This is a genomic window from Streptomyces sp. NPDC001904 (assembly GCF_040297005.1).
Taxonomy (GTDB): domain Bacteria; phylum Actinomycetota; class Actinomycetes; order Streptomycetales; family Streptomycetaceae; genus Streptomyces.
This window is the reverse complement of record NZ_JBEOYI010000005.1, coordinates 191,027-213,858: the sequence shown is the minus strand read 5'-3', so window position 1 is coordinate 213,858 and position 22,832 is coordinate 191,027. Positions and strand designations below refer to the sequence as shown.

The following is a 22,832-nucleotide window of genomic DNA, read 5'->3' as shown; positions in this document are numbered from 1 at the left end:
CGTGGTCAGCCGGACCGTACCAGGAGGTTCACCCCCGAATGTCGCTCACCGAACGTGCCCAGGAACTCCAGCCCGAACTCGTCCGGCTGCGCCGCGCCCTGCACCAGGAACCCGAACTCGGCTTCGACCTGCCCCGTACGCAGGAGAAGGTCCTCGCCGCGCTGGAGGGACTGCCCCTGGAGATCACCCTCGGCAAGGGGCTCAGCTCCGTCACCGCGGTGCTGCGCGGCGCGCGGCCCGGCGGCGCCGTCCTGCTCCGCGGCGACATGGACGCCCTGCCCGTCACCGAGCGCAGCGGGGTCCCGTACGCCTCCCGGATCCCCGGCGCCATGCACGCCTGCGGCCACGACCTGCACACCGCGGGTCTCGTCGGCGCGGCGACGCTGCTCGCGGAGCGCCGCGCGGACCTCCAGGGCGACGTGGTGTTCATGTTCCAGCCGGGGGAGGAGGGCCACAACGGCGCGAGCCGGATGATCGAGGAGGGCGTGCTCGACGCGGCGGGCAAGCCCCTCGACGCCGCCTACGCGCTGCACGTCGCCGCGAACACCCTGCCCGGCGGCTGGATCGCCACCCGCCCCGGCACCGTCACCTCCGCCTCCGACCTGCTGACCGTCACCGTGCGCGGCAAGGGAGGGCACGGCTCGACCCCGTACAGCGCCAAGGACCCGATCCCGGTCGCCTGCGAGATCGTCACCGCCGTCCAGACCTGGGTGACCCGCCGCTTCGACCTGTTCGACCCCGCCGTCGTCACCGTCGGCACCTTCCACGCGGGCACCCAGCAGAACGTCATCCCCGACACCGCCACCTTCGAGGCGACGGTACGCAGCTACTCCGAGGCCGCGCACGAACGCCTCATCGAGGGGCTGCCGCGCCTGGTGCGCGGCATCGCCGAGGCGCACGGCATCGAGGCCGAGGTCGACTACGAGGTGAGCTATCCGGTCACCGTCAACGCGCCCGACGAGACCGCCTTCGCGCTCGACACCGCCCGCGACCTGTTCCCCGAGCACGAGGTGTGGCAGGCGCCCAACCCGTCCAACGGGTCCGAGGACTTCGCGTTCGTCCTCCAGCGCGTCCCCGGCGCGATGCTCATGGTCGGCGCCGCCCCCGAGGGCACCGACGTCGCGAACGCCCCGATGAACCACTCGCCGCTGGCCGTCTTCGACGACGCGGTCCTCGCCCGTCAGGCCGCCCTGCTCGCCGCGCTCGCCGAGCGGCGCCTCGGCCGGGGAACAGCCGCGTGAGCGCCCAGGGGAGCACGCGGACGGACCCGGGCACCGGTACGGCGAAGGTCCGCGCCGTCGTCGGACTGCTCGTCGCCTTCGAGCTGGTCAGCGGGTTCCTCCAGGGCGCGGCCGTGCCGCTGGTCCCCGAGATCCAGCACTGGCAGGGGATCAGCACCGGACAGGCCCAGTGGTTCACCTCGGTCCAGTACCTGGCCGCCGCGATCAGCGTCCCCGCCCTCGGCCGCCTCGGCGACCTGTACGGGCACCGGCGGATGCTCCGGGTCGCGCTGGGGATCATCGCGGTGGGCACGGTGCTCGTGGCCTGCGCCCCGAACCTCGGTGTCCTGCTGCTCGGCCGCGCCCTGATGGGCCCTCTGGCCGCGCTGCTGCCGCTGGAGATCGGCCTCGTACGGGACCGGCTCAGCGTCGACGGCGGACGCCGGGCCGTCGGCATGCTGGTCGGCGCCCTCACCCTCGGCACCGTCCTCGGACACGGGCTCGTCGGACCGCTGCTCGGCCTGCTCGGCGAGCTGCGCCCGACCCTGATCGTCCTCGCCGTGTCGGCCGTCGGCTGCCTCGGCCTGTCCTTCACCGCGATCCCCGAGTCCCGCACCCGGGGCCGCGGCCGCATGGACTGGTCCGGGGCCGTCCTGCTCGCCCTCACCCTGGCCACCCTGCTCGGTACGGTCTCGCGCGGTGCCGCCTGGGGCTGGGGCTCGGCGCCCACGCTCGGCGGACTGCTGCTCTCCGCCGTGCTCCTCGCCGTATGGACCAGGGGCCAACTCGTCCGCCCGCACGCCCTGGTCGACGTCCGCGCGGTGGCCCGCCGGCAGAGCGCCCCCTTCTACGCGTCCGGGTTCGTGCTCGGTGCCGTGATGCTCGGCGGGCAGTCCGTCGCCGTCACCTTCATGGCCGCGTCCCCGGCCGAGACGGGGTACGGGTTCGACCTCGCGCCCTGGCAGATCAGCCTGTACGGCGTCATCCCGAACGTCATGGCGTTCGTCGCCTCCGCCCTGTGCGCGTCGCTCGCCGCCCGGATCGGGTACCGCAAGCTGCTGCCCGCCTCCTTCGGCCTGCTCGCCGTCGGTTACTTCGCCCTGCTCGGCGTGCATTCCGGCCTCGCCCCGTTCGCCGTGGCCAACGCGCTGGTCGGAGTCGGCTGCGGGCTCGCGCTCGGCGGGCTGCCCACCGTGATCGTGGAGGGCAGCGCCGCCGACCGCACCGCCAGCGCCACCGCCGTCTACAACAACCTCAAGACACTCGGCGGCAGCGTCGGCGGCGCCGTCTTCGCCGTCGCGCTCGGCTCCTTCGTCCTCGGCGGCACGGACACCCCGTCACTCACCGCGTACCTCGCGATCTGGACCGGCGGGGGAGCGGCCTGCGCGCTCGCCGCCCTGCTCCAACTCGGCCTGAACGCGGAGCGGTCCGGCGCGCGGGCGTCCGTTCCCGCCCCGGCGGGGTCGGTGTCCGACCGCCCTGGCTAATCTGCACGCGTGACCTGTGACCTGATCCTGCTCCCGCGCGTGGCCTGGCGCGGACAGGAGATCACCGCGCCCCGGCTGCGCGGGCTCCTCGCGCTGCTCGCGGGCGAGCCGCGCGCCGGTTGCAGCACCGAGCGACTCGTCTCCGGCCTGTGGCCGGACGACCTGCCCGAGCGGCCGGGCAAGGCGGTGCAGGTCCTGGTCTCCCGGGCCCGGGCACAGTTGGGCGCCGACGTCATCGCGAGCACCCCGACCGGCTACCGGCTCGCCCTCGCCGACGACCGCATCGACAGCTCTGCCCTGCTCCTGCACGCCGCCGCGAGCGCCGACCGGGCCAGGGCGGGGGACCACACCGGGGCGCTGGCCGCCGCCGAGGCGGGGCTCGCCCTCTGGGAAGCCGCTCCCGACGACAGCGGCGACGACCCGGTCGCGGCGCTGCGCGGCGAGCGCGCCCCGGTCCGCACCGCGCTCGCCCGCGCCCGGGCCCTCGCGCTGGCCCGGCTCGGCCGCCACACCGAGGCCGCGGAGCCGCTCGCCGAGACCGCCGCCCGGCACCCGCACGACGAGGAGGTCCTCGCCGAACTGCTGCGCGGTGAGGCGGCCATCGCGGGTCCCTCCGCGGCGCTGACCCGCTACGAGGCCCACCGCCGTGCGCTCCGCGACGCGCTCGGCACCGATCCGGGGCCGCAACTGAAGTCGATTCAGCAGGAGTTGCTGTCCGGGGAGGCGCCCGCCGTGCGGCACGGCGTCCCCCACGAGCCGAACCGGCTGCTCGGCCGGGACGACGACATCGCGGCGGTGCGGGCGCTCCTGACCGGCTCCCGCGCCGTCACCGTCGTCGGCCCCGGCGGCCTCGGCAAGACCCGGCTCGCGCACGCCGTCAGCCGCCTGGCCACCCAGCGCGTCGTCCACTTCGTACCGCTGGCCGGTGTCTCGGCCGACCCGGACGTCGCCGCCGAAGTGGCCTCCGCCCTCGGCGCGGGCAGCGCCCCGACCGCGCCGTCGCCGTCCGACCCGGTCCCCGGCATCGTCGCCGCGCTCGGCCCCGGCCCCGCCCTGCTGGTCCTGGACAACTGCGAACAGGTCGTGCGGGGCGCCGCCGACCTCGTACAGGCCCTCGTCTCGTCCTCGAAGGACCTGCGGATCCTCACCACCAGCCGGGCCCCGCTCGGCCTGACGTCCGAGGCCGTGTACGCACTGCCCGAGCTCGAACTCGCCACCTCCGTCGAGCTGTTCACCCAGCGCGCCCGTGCCGCCCGGCCCGGCGTCGAGCTGCCGCCCGACGACGTGGCCGCGCTCTGCCGCCACCTCGACGGGCTGCCCCTCGCCGTGGAGCTGGCCGCCGCGCGGGTCCGCGCCCTGTCCGTACCCGAGATCGCCCGCCGCCTCGGCGACCGCTTCGCCCTGCTGCGCGGCGGAGCCCGCGACGCCCCGGAACGCCACCGCACCCTGCACGCCGTCGTCGAGTGGAGCTGGAACCTCCTCGCCGAGGAAGCCCGCGCCGCGCTGCGCACCCTCTCCGTCCTCCCCGGCGGCTTCCTCGGCGAGGCGGCGGACCGGGTCCTGGGCGACGACGCCCTGTTCCTGCTGGAGGAGCTGGCCGGGCAGTCCCTCGTCACCGCCGCCGACACCCCGGCCGGAGTGCGGTTCCGGATGCTGGAGACCGTACGGGAGTTCAGCGCGGCCCGACGCGCCGAGGCGGGCGAGGACGAGCACGCCGTCGGCCTGCTCCTCACCTGGGCGCGGGAGTTCGGGGAGGCGCACCACGACGTGATCTTCGGCTCGGAGCCGCTGCCCGGCTGGGAGCGGATCAAGGCCGAGCAGGACAACCTCGTGCTCGCCCTGCGGCACGCCCTCGCCCGCGAGGACGGCCCCACCGTCGCCGCGCTGACCGCCGTCCTCGCCACCCTGTGGTCCAACGACGCCAACTACCCCCGCCTCGCCCTGCTCGCCGCCGACACCGGCCCCCTGCTCTCCCACTACCGGCCCGCGCCCGAGCGGGTCGAGGTCGCCCGCGCCGCGGCCGTGCTGTGCGTCGCCGCCCTGCTCATGGGGTCGGGCGTCAGCGCCGTCCGCCAGCTCGTCGCGCTGCGCCGCCTGCCCGCGGCCCCGCCGGACACCCTGCTGCGCGCCACCGCCGCCGTGCTGAGCGCGGTCCCCGAGATGCGGCCGCCCGACCATGCCGCGCTGCGCCGGCTCTGCGCCGACAGACAGCCCCTGGTCGCCGGGATCGCCGAGGGCATCGCCACGTACGTCTGGGAGCACGCGCACGACCTCGACCGCGCGATCGCCTCGGCCCACCGAATGCTCACCGAACTGGCCCCGGCCGACAACCCGTCCGTGCAGCTCATGGCCCACTCCCGGCTGAGCGAGCTGTATCTGCGCACGGGACGCGGCGACGAGGCGTACGAGCACCTCCAGGCGGTGCTCGCGGTGGTGCCGCGACTGAACGACGGGCACGACTACATCTTCATCCGCTGGCACCTGGTCCTCGCCTGCCTGCAACGCGCGGACCCCGACGAGGCCGAGTACTGGCTGCGCCGCACGGAGCAGGACACCACCCATCAGCAGGACGCCTACTACCGGCCCGACCTGGCCGGACGTGCCGAGATCGCCCTGGCCCGCGGGCTCACCGAGGTCGGACTCGGACTGTGGCGCGGCGCCGTGGAGCAGATGCTCGCCGCCGGGGCCCGGCACAGCGACGCGGTGGCGTTCGAACCGTGGGCCCTGGTGGTGCAGTCGGTGTCGGTGACCGCGCACGCCCACGCCGACCGGCTCGACCCCGTCGCCATGACGCTCGGCAGGCTGCGGCAGTGGCTGCGTACGGCGCTCTCCGCTCCGGTCTGTTCGCCGGGGGACCTGTACGTGCTCGGCCCCGTGCTGCACGCGCTCGGCCTCGCGGCGATCGGGTCCGACGCCGCGCGCGCCGTGCGGATGATCGCGCTGGCCGAACGGCTCGGGGTGGGGCGTGAGTTCCAGCCCACGATGTCCGCGGAGCGGGCCCGGCGGGCGGCCGAGCACGCCGACAGGGCGGCGTTCACCGACGCGGTGTCGGCGTACGCCGCCCTGGAGCGGGACGAACTGGGGGACGCGGCCCGTACCCTCACTTCGGGTCGCGGTTGAAGGACGCCGTCGCCCAGCGGTGTCCGAGCGCGGCCAGCGCGACGCACCAGACCAGCGCGATCCACCAGTTGTGACCGATCTCCGTACCGAGCAGCAGACCGCGCAGCGTCTCGATCGCCGGGGTGAACGGCTGGTACTCGGCGATCGGCCGGAACCAGCCCGGCATCGTGTCCGCCGGGATGAAGGCGCTGGAGATCAGCGGCAGGAGGATCAGCGGCTGCGCGCTGTTGGCCGCCGCCTCCGGGTTGGGGCTGGCCAGCCCCATGCCGACCGCGATCCAGGTCAGGGCGAGCGAGAAGAGCACGAGCAGCCCGAACGCCGCCAGCCACTCCAGGACCGTCGCGTCGTGCGACCGGAACCCGATGGCCACGGCCACGGCGCCGACGAGGACCACGCTCGCCACGCACTGCAGCACACAGCCGACGACGTGTCCGATGAGCACCGAACCGCGGAAGACGGCCATGGTGCGGAACCGGGCGATGATGCCCTCGGTCATGTCGGTGGCGACGGACACCGCCGCCCCGATCACCGTGCCGCCGATGGTCATCATCAGGATGCCGGGGACGATGTAGGCGATGTAGTCGGAGCGGTCGTGGCCGCCGATGCCCGCGCTCATCACGTCGCCGAAGATGTACACGAACAGCAGGAGCAGCATGATCGGCGTGAGCAGCAGGTTCAGCGTCATCGACGGGTAGCGGCGGGCGTGCAGCAGGTTGCGGCGCAGCATGGTCCGCGTGTCACGGACGGCGAGGGTCAGGGCGCTCATCGCACGGTCTCCTTCGGCTGGTCGGTGCTGGTCAGGGCGAAGAACACGTCGTCCAGGTCCGGCGTGTGCACGGTCAGTTCGTCGGCCTCGACGCCGGCCGCGTCCAGCCAGTCGAGAATGGCGCGGAGTTCGCGCTGGCTGCCGTCGCTGGGGATCTGCAGGGTGAGCGCCTCGTCGTCGCGGGTGGCCTCGCGCAGGGCGACGGCGGCCGACCGGTGGGCGTCGGGGTCGGTGAAGCGCAGCCGGACGTGGCCGCCCGGGACGATCCGCTTGAGTTCGTCGGCGGTGCCCTCGGCGGCGATCCGCCCGTCGTGCAGCACCGCGATGCGGTCGGCGAGTTCGTCCGCCTCCTCCAGGTACTGCGTGGTGAGGAAGACGGTGACGCCGTCGCGGACCAGCTCGCGGATGATGCCCCACATGGTGTGGCGGCTGCGCGGATCGAGACCGGTGGTGGGCTCGTCGAGGAAGATGATCCGCGGGCTGCCGACCAGCGTCATGGCGATGTCGAGGCGCCGCTTCATGCCGCCCGAGTACGTCGAGGCAGGCTTCTTCGCCGCCTCCACCAGGTCGAAGCGCGCCAGCAGTTCGGCGGCGACCCGGCGGCCCTCCGCCTTGGACAGATGGTGCAGATCCGCCATGAGGAGCATGTTCTCCTCACCGGTGATCAGCCCGTCCACGGCCGAGAACTGCCCGGTCACCCCGATCACGGACCGTACGGCCTGCGGGTCGGCGGTCACGTCGTGGCCGCCGACCCGCAGCTCGCCGGCGTCGGCGCGCAGCAGCGTCGAGAGGATGTTGACGGCGGTGGTCTTGCCCGCGCCGTTCGGCCCGAGCAGGGAGAAGATCGTGCCCTCCGGCACCGTCAGGTCGATGCCGTCGAGCACCACCTTGTCGCCGAAGGACTTGTGGAGCCCGTGTGCCGCCACCGCGAGCGGCGGCCTGGTCGTTGTCGTCATGCCGCAGAGCGTGCGGCACGACGCTCTCAACGCGGCTTCACACCGGTTTCAGTGCCGGTGAAACCGGTGAAACCGCTGCTCACAGCACCCGTCGACGCCTCCCGAGCCAGGTCTGTGCGATCACCACGACAGCCAGGAACGCGCCGCTGACCACCTGCTGGTACGCGGAGTCCAGCGAACCGATCTGGTTGATCACGTTCTGGATGACCTTCAGCAGCAGGACGCCGACGAGCGACCCGCTGATGAACCCGAAGCCGCCCGTCAGGAGCGTGCCGCCGATGACGACCGCCGAGATCGCCTCCAGCTCCATGCCGGAGCCGAGGATGGTCACGCCGGACACCAGCCACGCCGCGTTCAGCGCACCGGCGAGGCCCGCGCACAGCCCCGACACCGTGTACACACCGATCTTCGTCCGGGCCACCGGCGCACCCATCAGGGCCGCCGCGTCCTCGTTGCCTCCGACCGCGTACACGTACTGTCCGAAGCGGCTGCGGCGAAGAACGACCGCACCGGCCACGAACAGCGCCAGCGTGATCCACACCGGCACGCCGATCCCGAGCAGCTTGCCCTGGCCGAGCGTCGCGAAGAACGTGGACTTGTCGACGAGATACGTGGTCGAACCCTCGTCGGTGATCGCGAGCAGCAGCCCGCGCGCACCGAGCATCGCCGCCAGCGTCACGATGAACGGGGCCAGCCGGGAGCGTGCGATGAGCAGCCCGTTCACCAGGCCGATCAGCCCGCACACCGCGAGCGGCAGCAGCAGCGCCACGACCGTCCCGTACTGCGAGCCCCACGCGGCGAGCACCCCGCCGAGCGCGAACAGTGACCCGACCGACAGATCGATGCCACCGGTGACGATCACGAACGTCATGCCGAGCGCCACGACCGCGAGGAACGCCGACGACAGCGCCATGTTCTCCAGGTTGTCCCCGGTCAGGAACGTGTCGAAGGAGAGCGACGCGACGATCACCGCGATCACCAGCGTGACCAGGGCGCCGTGCTGCTGGGCGAGCGCGCTCAGCCGCTCCGCCCGTGTCGCGCCGAGCGGTTCGTCCTCGGCCGTCCCGGACGGCCCGGCCGTCTTGGCCGTCGTGGAGTCAGTCATCGTCATCGCTTCCCCCGCTCCCTGGCCGCGTAGACGGCGAGCACGATCACCACGGCCTGCGCGATCTGTGTCCACGACGGCGGCAGGTCGTGCTTGATGAGCGTGGCCGTGAGCAGCTGGATCAGCACCGCGCCCGCGACCGTGCCGCCGATCCGCACCCGGCCGCCGGTGAGCGGTGTACCGCCGACCACCACCGCGGTGATCGCCGAGAGTTCCATCAGATTGCCGAGCGACGTCGGGTCGCTCGCGGTCAGCCGAGCCGTCGCCAGCACACCGGCGATCGCCGCGAGGACGCCCGACGCGACGTAGACGAGGATGAGGACCCGGCGCACCGGAAGTCCCGCGAGCTGCGCGGCCGGCCGGCTGTCCCCGATGGCCAGCAACTGCCGGCCGAACGTGGTGCGCCGCACGACGAAGGCGACCAGCAGCGCCAGCGCCGCCGCGATCAGCACCAGATAGGGGATGCCGAGCACGTCACCGGTGCCGAGCGAGCGCAGCCCCGGATCCCGTACGTCCTTCAGCTGGGGCAGCAGGACGAGGGCGAGACCGCGCCCGGCGACCATCAGCGCCAGCGTGGCGACGATGGGCTGGACGCCGATGAACGCCACCAGCGCCCCGTTCGCGACGCCCACCAGGGCCCCGCCGACGAGCGCCGCCACGACGGCGATCAGCGGGCCGTAGCCCAGGTAGAGGGAGACGACGGACGTGGCGAGCGCCATTACCGAGCCGACCGACAGGTCCACGCCCTCGCTGCCGATGGCGAGCGCCATGCCGAGCGCCACGATCAGCACCGGCGCCACCTGCACGGCCTGGGTGCGGAAGTTCTCCGTCGACAGGAAGTGCGGGGTGAACGCGATGTTCACCAGCAGCAGGACCGCGACACCGGCGTACACGCCGTAGTCCTGGAGGAGGCGCAGCAGCCGGTCGCGGTCGACACCGGCCCTGCCCAGGGTCAGTTCACTCAACGTGCTTCCCTTCGGAGGGAGTTGCGGCGATCGCGCGCATCAGACGATCCTCCGTGACCGCGTCTCCGGTGAGCTCGGCGACCACCGCGCCGTCCTTCAGGACGACGACCCGGTCCGAGCCCTCGATCAGCTCCTCCATGTCGGAGGAGATCAGCAGCACACCGAGACCGTCGTCCGCCAGCTCGTCGATGAGCTTCTGCACCTCGGCCTTGGCACCGACGTCGATGCCGCGCGTCGGCTCGTCGAGCAGCAGCACCTTCGGGTTCATCGCCAGCCAGCGGGCGAGCAGCACCTTCTGCTGGTTGCCGCCCGACAGCTCGCCGACCTTCTGGTGCGGGCCCGACGCCTTGATGTGGAGCCGCTTCACGAACGTGTCGACGATCTTGTCGATCCGTCCCTCGTCGACCAGGCCGAACCGGGACAGGCCCGGCAGTGCGGCGAGTGCGATGTTCTCCCGCACCGAGAGCCCCGGCACGATCCCCTCGGCCTTGCGGTCCTCGGGCAGCAGGCTGATGCCCGCCCGGATCGCCGCCGGGGTGGACCCCGTACGGACCCGGGCGCCGGCCACGACGACCCGGCCGCTGTCCGTCGGCAACGCGCCGGCGATCGCCTTCGCGGTCTCGCTGCGCCCCGAACCGAGCAGCCCGCCGAGCCCGACGACCTCCCCGGGCCGCACCTCGATCGACACTCCGTGCAACTGGTGGCGGGCCGTCAGCTCCTCGGCCCGCAGCACCGGTTCGGCCGCCGCGTCGTGCTCGCCGGAGAACTTGGTCAGTCCCTCGTCCTGCACGTCGCCGATGGCGCGGCCGAGCATCAGCGACACCAGGGCGAGCCGGTCCAGGTCGGCGAGGTTCCCCGTGTGCACGACCTTGCCGTCGCGCAGCACGGTGACCGTGTCGCACACCTCGTACAGCTCGTCGAGCCGGTGGCTGACGTAGACGACCGCGATGCCCCGCTCGCGCAGCATCCGGATCACCCCGAACAGGGTCTGCACCTCGCGCGGCTCCAGCGACGACGTCGGCTCGTCCATGATGACGACCTTCGCGTCGACCGAGACCGCACGCGCCAGGGCGACCATCTGCTGTGCGCCGACGCCGAGTTCGCGCAGCGGACGCTGCACGTCCACCCGCACGCCCAGCTCGCGCAGCGCCGCGTCCGCCTCCCGGTGCATCCGCCGGAAGTCGATCAGGCCGAGCCGGCCGCGCGGCTCACGGCCGAGGAAGAGATTGCGCGCCACGCTCATCAGGGGGACGAGATTGACCTCCTGGTAGATCGTGGAGATGCCCGCGTGCTGGGCGTCGAGCGGCGTGGCGAAGCTGACCGGCGCACCGTCGTAGGCGAGTTCCCCGGCGTCCGGGTCCGGCCGGTACACGCCGGTGAGCACCTTGATGAGCGTGGACTTGCCCGCCCCGTTCTCCCCGATGAGCGCGTGCACCTCCCCGGCGCGCGCGGTGAAGTCGACACCGTCGAGGGCGCGCACGCCGGGGAACGTCTTGCTGAGATTCTTCACTGACAGCATGTCAGAACGCCTTGTCGAGGTCCGTCTTGGCGTTGTCCTTCGTGTAGGCGCTGTCCTTGATGACGATGTCCTGGCCGACCTTGTCGCCCTTGGTGAACGAGTCCAGCGTCTGGAAGGCGAGGGGACCGAAGCGCGGGTTGGACTCGATGACGCCGGAGATCCAGCCGTCGACGATGCCCTGCACCGCGTTCCGCGTGCCGTCCACCGTCACGATCTTCACGGCGCCGGCCTTCTTGCCCGCGCCCTTGAGGGCGTTGACGGCACCGAGACCCATCTCGTCGTTCTCGGCGTAGATCCCGGTGATGTCCGGCTTGGACTGGATGAGCTGCTCGGTGACCGCCTGGCCCTTCTCACGGGCGAACTCGCCGGTCTGCTTGAAGACGACCTTCAGGCCCGGTGCCTTCGCCTTGATCTGGTCCTCGAAGCCCTTGGTGCGCTCGGTGGTGACGTTGTTGCCCGCGGCGCCGAGCAGGATCGCGATGGTGCCCTTGCCGCCGGTCGCCTCGATCATCTGGTCGGCCGCCCGCTTGCCCTGCTCGACGAAGTCCGAGCCGATGAAGGACACGTAGTCCTTGCAGGCCGTCGCGTTGATCTTGCGGTCGACGGTGATGATCGGTATGTGCTTGGCGCCCGCCGCGCGCAGCACGGGCTCCCAGCCGTCGGAGTTCAGCGGGGCGATGACCAGCAGGTCCGCGCCCTTGGCGATGAGGTCCTGGACGTCGCTGATCTGCTTGGAGAACTGCGACTGGGCGTTCGCCGTGAGCAGCTTGATGCCGCGCTTGCTCGCCTCCGCCTTGATGGACGCCGTCTCCGCGATACGGAACGGGTTGGCCTCCTTCTCGGACTGGGAGAAGCCCACGGTGGCGCCCTTGAGGTCGAGCTTCTTGCCGCCGAACGCGGCGACGTCACAGGTCTTGCCGGTGCCGGACGAGGCGACCTCCTGCCCGGCGTCCCCCTTGGCGCTGGAGCTGGCCTTGTCGGAGCTGGAGTTGTCGTCCTCCGACTTGGCGCAGCCGGTGGCGAGCGCGAGGCTCGCGACGAGGCCGGCGGCGAACAGGGCCCGGGCGGAGGTACGGCGACGGTGGAGCACGGTCTGCGTCATGTTCAGGTCCCCAAAACGGCACGGCCCGGCGCGGATACGCGGCAACGGGGTGGGTCGGCTGGTGCGATGGCTGAGTGTTCGACCGGTCGGATCGAGAGATGGATCGGCGGTACAGGGGAGGTTTTTACATCGTTGGAAGGACCCTGTAAAGGGTTCGCGCAACGACGGGTTCCGGCGCGGGTGACGATCCGGTGTCAGCGCCGCCCCAGGGTGCTCTCCCGTTCCACCAGCCGGAACTCCGCGGTCAGTTCGCGTCCGACCTGCTCGGCGGGGCGCTCCAGGCGGTCCAGGAGCGACTGCACCGCGAGCCGGGCGATGGCCAGCTTGTCGGGCGAGATCGTGGTCAGCGTGACCGCCCCGAACCGGCCCTCCGCGATGTCGTCGAACCCGACCACCGCCACGTCCCACGGAACCCGCAGGCCCCGCTCGTGCAGCACCCGCATCGCCCCGATCGCCACCAGGTCGTTGTACGCGAACACCGCGTCGGGCCGGACCCCGGAGTCCAGCATCCGGGCCATCGCCTCGGCCCCGTCCCCGCGGTCCCAGCCACCGGTCGCGCCCACCAGCGTCTCCGGGGCGGGCAGCCCCGCGCCCGTCAACTCCTCGCGCCAGCCCGCCAGTCGCAGCCGGGCCGGCTGGTTCGCCGAGTCGGTGCGTTCGCCCAGGTAGGCGATCCGGGTGCGGCCCCGGCCGATGAGATGGCGCACCGCGGTGCGGGCCGCGGCGACGTTGTCGATGGCGATGTGGTCGTACGGCAGGCCGTACTCGCGCTCGCCGAGCAGCACCATCGGCACCTCGTCCCCGTCCCGGCCGCGCAGGTCGTCCGCCTCCAGCTCCAGCGGGCTGAGGATCAGACCGTCGATCACCCGGGCCCGGAAGCCCTGGCTGACCAGCAGCTCCTGCTGGCGCTCGCCCCGGGTGTGGTCGAGCAGCACGGTCACGTCGTGCTCGGCGGCGGCGTCGATCACCGCGCCGGCCAGCTCGGCGAAGTACGGGTTGCCCAGCTCGGGCAGGGCGAGCGCGATGATCCCCGTACGGCCTTTGCGCAGGTTGCGGGCGGTCAGGTTCGGCCGGTAGCCCAGCTCGTCGATGGCCTCCTGCACCCGGGCCCGCATGGCGGGCGTGACGTGCTGATAGTTGTTCACGACGTTCGAAACGGTCTTGATCGAGACGCCCGCGCGTTCCGCGACATCCTTCAGGCTCACCCGCACGGAATCTCCTTCGGCTCACCGCGCCCGCTCTTCGGACGCGCTTGTCATGACCCTGGACAGCACGCGGGGACGCGTGCTGTCATGCCAACTGCCGTTCTTTCCAACGATGTACAAACGAGTTGTACCGACTAGAGCGGCGAGCCGCCACCCTTCCTCGACGCGTCACCCGCGTTCCATACCAGGAGGATCCGTGCGCACCAGTAGCTTCAGACACCGGGGCCGACCGCTGGCCCTGCTGATCACCGCGGCACTTGGACTCACCGCGCTCTCCGTGGCACCGCACGCCACGGCCGGCACGGCGAAGGCCGCGCAGACCACCGCCGACGAACCCGTGGTCCCGCACGGGCTCAAGGGGGAGTACTACACCCAATCCGCCCCCGGCGCCTTCGACTTCGACACGCTGAAGGCCACCGGTTTCGACCCGCAGATCGATTTCGGCAGTCTGGATTCCCGTCTCCAGGCCGCCACCGGCAGCGCCGACGACGCGAACGTCCGCTGGACCGGAAAGCTCGTCCCGGAGAAGTCCGGCATGACAACGTTTTCCCTCATCGGGGACAACGGATTCCGGCTCTGGGTCGACGGCAAGCTCGTCGTCGACCACTGGGTCGACGACTGGGACAAGGAGCAGACCTCCGCGCCCGTCGAGCTGACCGCCGACAAGGCGGTCGACATCAAGGTGGAGTACTTCGAGCACTTCGGCGGCTCGAACCTGCACCTGCGCTGGACCGAGCCGGGCGAGGCCAAGGAGGCGATCCCGTCCTCCGCGTTCCGGCTGCCCGACGACTGGAAGTACGACGGCGCCATCGGCACCACCGTCCTGGGCGACGGCCGCACCCTCAAGCTGGACTTCGCGCAGAAGCTCGGCAAGGTGCCGGGCGACGTCGGCGACCACCTGTCGGCCGTCGTCGGCGGCGCGAAGTGGCCGCTGAGCAGGGTCAAGGCCGACCCGAACGACCCGAGGGCCCTCGTCGTGGGCCTGAAGGAACCGGTCGTCGGCAACAAGCAGGGCGACGCCGACGGTCTCGCCGACGTCACCTACGACGGCAAGGGCGGTCTGACCGGGAGCGACGGCACCGCCATCGGGACCTTCTGGTCGAGCGGCCCGAACCACTCCACGTACGAGCTGAGCACCAAGTGGGGCGACGACGTCACGGCGGGCAACGCCCACCGCGAGTACCCGCGCCCCCAGCTCACCCGCGACGACTGGCAGAACCTCAACGGCACCTGGGAGTTCGCGGGCGCCGCGAAGGGCGACCCGGTCCCCGTCGGCAAGAAGCTCGGCGAGAAGATCCTCGTGCCCTACCCCGTGGAGTCCCAGCTCTCCGGCGTCGAGCGCCACGAGGACCGCATGTTCTACCGGCGCACCTTCACGGTCCCGGCCGGCTGGAAGATCGGGAGCGGCAAACACCTCCAGCTGAACTTCGGCGCCGTCGACTGGCAGTCCGAGGTCTACGTCAACGGCAAGAAGGTCGCCGACCACAAGGGCGGCTACGACAAGTTCAGCGCCGACATCACCGACGCGCTGAAGCCGGGCCGCACCCAGGAGCTGATCGTCGGCGTCTACGACCCGACGGACGCCAAGGACGGCGAGAACCCGCCGATGGGCAAGCAGCGCACCGACCCCAGCGGCATCTGGTACACCCCGTCGTCGGGTATCTGGCAGACGGTGTGGATGGAGCCGGTCGCCGCCGACCACGTCAGCGACCTCAAGCTCACGCCGAGCGTCGAGAAGAGCGAACTGGCCGTCGGGACGACGGGCGTTCGTGACGGTCTCCCGGTGACCGCCACCGCGTACGCGGGCAAGCGCAAGGTCGCCACCGCCACCGGAACCTCCGGCGGAACGCTCACCCTCAAGATCAAGAACCCGCGCCTGTGGACCCCCGACGACCCCTACCTCTACGACCTCGAGGTGAGCGTCGGCGGCGACCGGGTCGGCAGCTACTTCGGGATGCGCTCGGTGAAGGTCGAGAACGTGAACGGCACCCCGCGCACCGTTCTCAACGGCAAGCCCACCTTCATGATGGCCACCCTCGACCAGGGATTCTGGCCCGACGGCCTGTACACCGCACCCAGTGACGAGGCCCTCGCGTACGACCTGAAGATGCACAAGCAGATGGGCTTCAACTCCGTCCGCAAGCACATCAAGGTCGAACCCGACCGCTGGTTCTACTGGGCCGACAAGCTGGGCCTGCTCGTCTGGCAGGACATGCCGGCGATGGAGGCGGGCACGAACCCGTCGACGGCCGCCCGCGCCGAGTTCGAGCGCGAGATGAAGGTCATGATCGACCAGCACTACAACCACCCGTCGGTCATCATGTGGGTCACCCTCAACGAGGGCTGGGGACAGTACGACGAGGCCCGCCTCGCCGACCAGGCGAAGTCCTGGGACCCGACCCGCCTGATCAACTCCATGTCCGGCATCAACCTGGGCCGGGACGGCGGCACCGGCGACATCATCGACGAGCACGGCTACCCGAGCCCCGCCCTGCCGCCGCACCCCGACGGCAAGAGAGCCCTGGTCAGCGGCGAGTACGGCGGCCTCGGCCTCGCCGTGCCCGGCCATGCCTGGGCGGTGCAGCAGAGTTACGTCGACGTGGACCCGGCGACGTACACGGACGACTACCTCGAAAAGCTCGGTGAGGTCCACAAGCTGGCCTGCCAGGGCTCCAACGGCGCCGTCTACACGCAGATCTCCGACGTGGAGGGCGAGCTGAACGGCCTGCTCACCTACGACCGCAGGGTCGTCAAGCCGGACGTGAAGCGCCTGCACGACGCCCAGCAGCAGCTGATCAAGGACGCCTCGCAGGCGACCGTGCAGAACTGCGCCTGATTCCGTACGCCCCCGGGGCGGGCCCGCATCGCCGGGCCCGCCCCTTCTCTCTCGTGGGAGCACACTCATGACAGTGACACGACGCGGCGTGCTGCAGGCCGCGACGGTGGTCTCCGCGGCCACCGCGTTCGGCGGTCTGCCGGCCGTCACCGCGCGGGCTGCCGCGGCCGCCCCGGCCGCCGACGCCCTCACCCGTCTCCCCGTCGGCAGCATCACCGCGAAGGGCTGGCTCGCCGAACAGCTGAGGATCCAGCTCGCCGGACTGTGCGGCCGCTACGCCGAGGCGTCCCACTTCCTCGTCATGGACACCTGCGGCTGGGTCCACCCAGAACTGGGCGGATGGGAAGAACTCCCTTACTGGCTCAGGGGATTCGTCCCGCTCGCGATCGCCACCCGGGACGCCGGCGCGCTCGCCACCTGCAAGCGCTGGATCGACGCGATCCTCGCCACCCAGGAGGCGGACGGCTTCTTCGGCCCGCGTGCCCTGCGCACCTCCCTGAACGGCGGCCCCGACTTCTGGCCGTTCCTGCCGCTGCTGATGGCGCTGCGCACCTACCAGGAGTACACGCACGACGAACGCATCGTGCCGTTCCTGACCCGCTTCCTGACGTTCATGGAGGCGCAGGGCAAGGGCGCCTTCGACTCCAGCTGGGTCTCCGTGCGCTGGGGCGACGGCATCGACACCGCGCGCTGGCTGTACGAGCGCACGGGCGACGCGTTCCTCAACAGCCTGGTCGACAAGATGCACCGCTACGGCGCCGACTGGACCGGCGACCTGCCCACCCCGCACAACGTGAACATCGCCCAGGGCTTCAGGGAGCCCGCCCAGTACGCCCAATGGGCCACCGGTGACACCGACGCCCTGGTGCGGGCCACCTACCGTACGTACGAGCAGGTCCTGCACGACTACGGCCAGTTCCCGGGCGGCGGCATCGCCGGCGACGAGAACGTCAGGCCCGGCTTCGGCGACCCGCGGCAGGGCTTCGAGACCTGCGGCATCGTCGAGTTCATGGCCAGCCACGAGCTGCTCACCCGCATCACCGGCGACCCGGTGTGGGCCGACCGCTGCGAGGACCTGGCCTTCAACATGCTGCCCGCGTCCCTCGACCCGCAGGGCAAGGCCATCCACTACGTCACCAGTGCCAACAGCGTCGACCTCGACAACTCCCGCAAGACGGACGGGCAGTTCCAGAACGGCTTCGCCATGCAGGCGTACCTGCCGGGCGTCGACCAGTACCGGTGCTGCCCGCACAACTACGGCATGGGCTGGCCCTACTTCACCGAGGAGCTGTGGCTCGCGACGCCGGACGGCGGACTCGCCGCCGCGCTGTACGCCCCGAGCGAGGTGAAGACCCGGATCGGGGACGCCACCGTGACCGTACGGGAGGAGACCGACTACCCGTTCGACGAGACCGTCACCCTGACCCTGAGCGTGGACGAGCCCGTCGCGTTCCCCCTCCGGCTGCGCGTCCCCGGCTGGTGCGAGAAGCCGCGTCTCGCCGTCAACGGGCGCACGGTACCGGCCGGTTCGGGTCCCTCGTTCGCCGAGATCCGCCGCACCTGGAAGAACGGCGACCGCGTCACCCTGCGGCTGCCCCAGCGCACCACCCTGCGCACCTGGAGCGGCAACCACGACAGTGTCAGCGTCGACCACGGGCCGCTCACCTACTCGCTGAAGATCGCCGAGAAGTACGTCCGCACCGGCGGCACCGACACCTTCCCCGAGTACGACGTCCACGCCGCCTCCACCTGGAACTACGGCCTTGTGCCCGGTGGTTCGCCCACGCTGCGGCGTCGCTCCGGCCCGCTCCCCGCCAACCCGTTCACCCTGGACGGCACCCCGCTCACCCTGGCGGCCCGGGCGCGGAGCCTGCCTGAGTGGATCGCGGACGACGAGCACGTGGTCGGGCCGCTCCAGCCCAGCCCCGCGCGCAGCCGCGCGGCCGTCGAGACCGTGACGCTCGTGCCGATGGGCGCGGCCCGGCTGCGGATCACGTCCTTCCCGACGGCGGCCCCGGACGGCCACCCGTGGACCCCCGAACCGCCGTACCGCCGCATCCAGAACAAGCACAGCGGCAAGGTCCTCGCCGTCGACTCCATGTCCACCGCCGACGGTGCCCGCGTGGTCCAGTTCGACAACTCCGGCACCGGGGACCACGCCTGGCAACTGCTCGACGCGGGGAACGGCCGACTGCGGATCCGCAACGGTCAGAGCGGGAAGTACCTCGCTGTGGAGGGGAGCTCGACCGCCGACAGCGCGCGGGTCGTCCAGTTCGAGGATTCCGGCAACGGCCGCCCCGACCTGCTGTGGACCCGCGTCGAGAAGGGTGACGGCTGGTTCCTGCTGCGCAACGAGCACAGCGGAAAGGTCCTCGGCGTCGACGGGATGTCCACCAACAACAGTGCACAAGTGGTGCAGTTCGCCGACAACGGGACGGAGGACCATCTGTGGCGCCTGCCGTCTTGACGGGCCACCGACACCGACGAAGAATGACCGCGCTTGCTGACAACGTTGTCGAGAGGCCCAGTATGAGAAGCCGTACGACGAGAACGCGCACGACGGGACCGAGGGCCCGCCGCGCCCTGGGGGCGCTCGGCGCGGCCGTGCTCCTGGGCACCGGCCTGGCGGCCCCCGCGGCGCAGGCCGCGACCGCGGACACCGGCCGACTGACCGATCTGGTCAACCCGTTCATCGGAACCGAGAACGAGGGCAACACCTACCCGGGGGCCGCCGTGCCGTTCGGCATGGTGCAGTTCTCACCGGACACCGGGCACAACACCGGGTACGACTATTCGGAGAACCACATCCGCGGCTTCTCCACCGTGCACCTGTCGGGCGTCGGCTGCGGCCTCGGCGGCGACCTGCCCGTCCTGCCCACGACCGGCGACATCACGTCGACCGACTACGCCACGTACGCCGCCGAGTTCAGCCACGACGACGAGAAGGCGTCGCCCGGCTACTACAAGGTGGGCCTGAAGACCGGCATCGAGGCCGAGCTGAGCGCCACGAAGCGCACCGGCGTGCAGCGCTACACCTTCCCGGACACCGACAAGGCCAACGTCCTCATCAACGCCGGGCAGTCGCTGCACAGGACGGCGCACACCAAGGTCGAGATCCTCGACAACCGCACGGTGCGCACCGCCATCACCGGCAGCGGCTTCTGCCAGGACACCAAGCAGTACACCGTGTACACCATCACCCGCTTCGACCGGCCGTTCACGGCGTCCGGCACCTGGAAGGGCGACACCGTCACGGCGGGCTCCAAGGCCACGGAGGCGGACGCCGACCGCACCGGCGCCTACGTCCGCTTCGACACCGGCAAGGACCGCACCGTCGAGGCGACCACCGCGATCTCCTACGTCGACGCGCAGGGCGCGGCACTCAACCTCCGTGCGGAGGGCGGCCGTTCCTTCGACAAGGTGCGCGGCGCCGCGCAGGCGGCCTGGGAGGACCGGCTCGACGACGTCCGCGCCCAGGGCGGCACCGACACCAGGCGCCGTACCTTCTACTCGTCCCTCTACCGGTCCTTCCTCGCCCCGAACATCGGCGGCGACGTGGACGGCCGCTACACCGGCTGGGACCAGAAGATCCACCGCGCCAAGGGCTTCACCTACTACCAGAACTGGTCCCTGTGGGACACCTACCGCACCCAGGCCCAGCTCCTGTCGCTGCTCGCGCCGCGCGAGTCGCGGGACATGGCGCTGTCCGTCATCCAGATCGACAAGGACAGCGGCTGGCTGCCCAAGTGGGGCTACGGCACCGTCGAGACGAACATCATGACCGGCGACCCGGTCACCCCCTTCCTCACCAACGCCTATGACCAGGGCCTGCTCAAGGGCCACGAGGAGGACGCGTACCGCGCGCTGAAGAAGAACGCCGACGGGGTGCCTCCGGCCGACTCCGCGCCGGTCGGCCGCGAGGCGAACAAGGAGTACCTCGCCGACGGGTTCGCCCCGTACATCAAGGACCGCGCGCACGTGAAGCCCGGCGACTCCGACTACGACCACGGGGCCTCGGCCACCCTGGAGTACGCCCTCGCCGACGCGATGCTGGGCCGCATGGCCAGGAAGCTCGGCCACGAGGACGACGCGCGGCGGTACGCCGAGCGGGCCCAGAACTACCGCAAGATCTTCGACGGCTCGACCGGGTTCTTCCGGGCCCGCGACGCGGCCGGCGACTTCACCGGACCGGCCGACCCGGCCCAGAGCGAGGGCTTCCACGAGGGCACGAGCTGGCAGTACCAGTGGCTCGTCCCTCAGGACCTGCCCGGCATGGTCGGCCTGATCGGCGGGACGGACGCGGCGAACCAGCGCCTCGACTCGTTCTTCGCCTACGACCAGCTCCTCGCCGACCCGGCGAAGACCGCCCGCGAGGTGTGGGTCAACGGACCGTACGACTACTACAACGCCGACAAGTACAACCCGCAGAACGAGCCCGACCTGATCGCGCCGTACACGTACCTGTCGACCGGGCAGCCCTGGAAGACGACCGACGTCGTGCACGGGGCCCTCACCCTGTTCACCGACGAGCCGACCGGCATGACCGGCAACGACGACCTCGGCACCATGTCCGCGTGGAACGTGCTGTCCTCCATCGGGATCTTCCCGGTGCAGCCGGGCACGGACGTCTGGGGCCTGTCGACGCCCGTCTTCGAGCGGGTCGACCTCACCCTCGACCGGCGCTACTACCCCAAGGGCAGGCTGACCGTCCGGGCGCCGGGCACCTCGGACACCGACCGCTACGTCCAGTCGGCGCGGGTCGGCGGAACCGCGTACGGCAAGACGTACCTGACCACCGCGGACCTGCGCGGCACGAGCGAGCTGTCGTTCACCGTCGGCCCGCGCCCGTCGTCGTGGGGGACCGGCGCCGACGAGGCGCCCCCCGTGGTGAAGTGACGCACTAGACACGACGCGGACGAACGCGACCACGGCACAGCCGTCACACGAGACCCGCCATGCGCAGCGGTACACGCGCGTGGCGGGTCTTAATCTGTTGTTAACTGTGCGTGCCTAGATCGTACTTGACCGTAATCGACTGTGGGTTGTTGACTGCGTCTCCTCGTTCCCCGTTCCCCCGTCGTCGACGCGAGAGCACTCCATGACTGCGAAGAGCCCGGACCTGCTCGCCCCTCTCGACCTTGCCTTCTGGAACATCGAAACCCCCGAGCACCCCATGCACCTGGGCGCACTGGGGGTGTTCGAGGCCGACGCGCCGGGCGCCGCCGAGCACGCCCGGGAGTTGCTCGCCGCCCGCGCGCCCGCCGTGCCCGGCCTGCGGATGCGGATCGCCGGGGTGCTCGTCCCGGTGGGCGGCGCGGCCCGGGTGCCCGTCGCCGACTTCGACCCGCTCGACCATGTGCGGATCACCGGGCCGGTCACCGACTTCCACGCCGCCGCGGGCGCCCTCATGGAGCGTCCGCTGGACCGCCGCAGGCCGCCCTGGGAGGCGCACGTCCTGCCGGCGGCGGACGGCCGCTCCTTCGCCGTGCTGTTCAAGTTCCACCACGCCCTGGCCGACGGACTGCGCGCCCTCACGCTCGCCGCCGCCGTCCTCGACCCCGTCGACCTGCCCGTCGCGCGCACCCCGAAGCCCGAGCCCGGGCCGCGCCGCGGCCTGCGCCTGCCGTTCCCCGGCATGCGCGACATCACGCTCGGCGATCTCGACCCGCGCCGCTATCCGGCCCATGTCCGCGCCGTGACCGGCGCCACCGCGCAGGCCGTCTCGATCGGCGCCTCCGTGGCGCGGGCCACCTGGGGCGTGCGGACCTCGCCCGCGCTGGCCGCCGAGCCCACCGGCACCCGCGGCATCGCGGGCGTCGTCCTCGACCTCGACGACATCCACCGGATCCGCAAGACCGCGGGCGGCACCGTCAACGACGTCCTGATCGCGGTCGTCGCCGGAGCCGTCCGGCGCTGGCTCGACGAGCGCGGCGACGGCAGCGAAGGCGTCGAGCCGCGCGCCCTGATCCCCGTCTCGCGCCGCCGCCCGCGCACCGCCCACCCGCAGGGCAACCGGCTCTCCGGCTATCTGGTGCGACTGCCGGTCGCCGAGCACGACCCCGTGGAGCGGCTGCGGGCGGTGCGCGCCGCGATGGACCGGCACAAGGACCGGGGCCCGCACCGCGGCGCCGGAGCCGTGGCCCTGCTCGCCGACCACGTGCCGCCGCTCGGCCACCGCCTCGGCGGCGCGCTCGTCGGCCGGAACGCCCGCCTGCTGTTCGACCTCATGGTCACCAGCGTCCCGCTGCCCAGCCTCGGCCTGACCCTCGGTGGCTGCCCGCTCACCGAGGTCTTCCCACTGGCCCCGCTCGCCCAGGGCCAGTCCCTCGCCGTCGCCGTCTCGACGTACCGGGGGAGCGTGCACTACGGCCTCGTCGCCGACGCCGAGGCCGTGCCGGACCTCGACCGGCTGGCCCGTGCGATCACGGCCGAGGTCGCGGCGCTGACAGCGGCCTGCGCACCTGTTCCGGGCGCGGGTTTGGAGACACCTGCCACCGCTACGTAAAATTCGCCGTTCAGCAGCGTGCGCGGTTCGCGCGCCACGCGCGGAC

14 protein-coding genes are annotated in these 22,832 nt (G+C 71.7%); 7 read left to right on the top strand and 7 right to left on the bottom strand.

Annotated features, from left to right (window positions below; genetic code table 11):
- The first annotated feature begins 38 nt into the window (after positions 1-38).
- The 3 genes from ABT127_RS10305 to ABT127_RS10295 are packed head-to-tail and all read left to right on the top strand — an operon-like array spanning position 39 to position 5,827.
- Positions 39-1,241 (top strand): M20 metallopeptidase family protein, encoded by a 1,203-nt coding sequence (locus tag ABT127_RS10305; RefSeq protein WP_351446653.1) that lies wholly within the window; start codon positions 39-41, stop codon positions 1,239-1,241.
- Positions 1,238-2,707, top strand: coding sequence for an MFS transporter (locus ABT127_RS10300; RefSeq protein WP_351446650.1), 1,470 nt, complete (start codon positions 1,238-1,240; stop codon positions 2,705-2,707). Before ABT127_RS10305 ends, ABT127_RS10300 begins: the two co-directional genes overlap by 4 nt.
- Before the next feature lie 9 nt (positions 2,708-2,716).
- A complete protein-coding gene (locus ABT127_RS10295) occupies positions 2,717-5,827 on the top strand; it encodes an ATP-binding protein (RefSeq protein ID WP_351446647.1) in 3,111 nt (1,036 codons plus the stop codon).
- Here the strand turns inward: ABT127_RS10295 and ABT127_RS10290 are convergent.
- The 7 genes from ABT127_RS10290 to ABT127_RS10260 all read right to left on the bottom strand — a co-directional run bounded on the left by ABT127_RS10290 (position 5,808) and on the right by ABT127_RS10260 (position 13,451).
- Positions 5,808-6,593, bottom strand: a complete 786-nt coding sequence (locus ABT127_RS10290) for an ABC transporter permease (RefSeq protein WP_351446645.1) — start codon at positions 6,591-6,593, stop codon at positions 5,808-5,810. The genes ABT127_RS10295 and ABT127_RS10290 overlap by 20 nt on opposite strands.
- Positions 6,590-7,549, bottom strand: coding sequence for an ATP-binding cassette domain-containing protein (locus ABT127_RS10285; RefSeq protein ID WP_351446642.1), 960 nt, complete (start codon positions 7,547-7,549; stop codon positions 6,590-6,592). Before ABT127_RS10285 ends, ABT127_RS10290 begins: the two co-directional genes overlap by 4 nt.
- A 79-nt stretch (positions 7,550-7,628) precedes the next feature.
- Entirely contained in the window at positions 7,629-8,660 is a 1,032-nt protein-coding gene (locus ABT127_RS10280; protein ID WP_502971671.1) for an ABC transporter permease, read from the bottom strand.
- Positions 8,657-9,619 (bottom strand): ABC transporter permease, encoded by a 963-nt coding sequence (locus tag ABT127_RS10275; RefSeq protein ID WP_351446639.1) that lies wholly within the window; start codon positions 9,617-9,619, stop codon positions 8,657-8,659. The genes ABT127_RS10280 and ABT127_RS10275 overlap by 4 nt, the downstream gene beginning before the upstream one ends.
- Positions 9,612-11,138, bottom strand: coding sequence for a sugar ABC transporter ATP-binding protein (locus ABT127_RS10270; protein WP_351446636.1), 1,527 nt, complete (start codon positions 11,136-11,138; stop codon positions 9,612-9,614). Before ABT127_RS10270 ends, ABT127_RS10275 begins: the two co-directional genes overlap by 8 nt.
- 1 nt (position 11,139) lies before the next feature.
- A complete protein-coding gene (locus ABT127_RS10265; RefSeq protein ID WP_351446633.1) occupies positions 11,140-12,240 on the bottom strand; it encodes an ABC transporter substrate-binding protein in 1,101 nt (366 codons plus the stop codon).
- Between the two features lie 194 nt (positions 12,241-12,434).
- On the bottom strand, positions 12,435-13,451 hold the full coding sequence (locus ABT127_RS10260) for a LacI family DNA-binding transcriptional regulator (RefSeq protein WP_351446630.1): 1,017 nt from the start codon (positions 13,449-13,451) through the stop codon (positions 12,435-12,437).
- A 190-nt stretch (positions 13,452-13,641) separates the two neighbouring features.
- Between ABT127_RS10260 and ABT127_RS10255 the strand changes: the two genes are divergently transcribed.
- The 4 genes from ABT127_RS10255 (at position 13,642) to ABT127_RS10240 (ending at position 22,786) form a co-directional block, all read left to right on the top strand.
- On the top strand, positions 13,642-16,281 hold the full coding sequence (locus ABT127_RS10255; protein ID WP_351446627.1) for a PA14 domain-containing protein: 2,640 nt from the start codon (positions 13,642-13,644) through the stop codon (positions 16,279-16,281).
- 67 nt (positions 16,282-16,348) lie between these two features.
- Positions 16,349-18,748 carry a beta-L-arabinofuranosidase domain-containing protein gene (locus ABT127_RS10250; protein WP_351446624.1) on the top strand — a complete coding sequence of 800 codons (2,400 nt, stop codon included), beginning with the start codon at positions 16,349-16,351 and terminating at the stop codon, positions 18,746-18,748.
- A gap of 62 nt (positions 18,749-18,810) precedes the next feature.
- A complete protein-coding gene (locus tag ABT127_RS10245) occupies positions 18,811-21,177 on the top strand; it encodes a GH92 family glycosyl hydrolase (RefSeq protein ID WP_351446621.1) in 2,367 nt (788 codons plus the stop codon).
- A gap of 202 nt (positions 21,178-21,379) precedes the next feature.
- Complete coding sequence (locus ABT127_RS10240; RefSeq protein ID WP_351446618.1) at positions 21,380-22,786, top strand: wax ester/triacylglycerol synthase family O-acyltransferase; 1,407 nt, start codon at positions 21,380-21,382, stop codon at positions 22,784-22,786.
- The last annotated feature ends 46 nt before the right edge of the window (positions 22,787-22,832 follow it).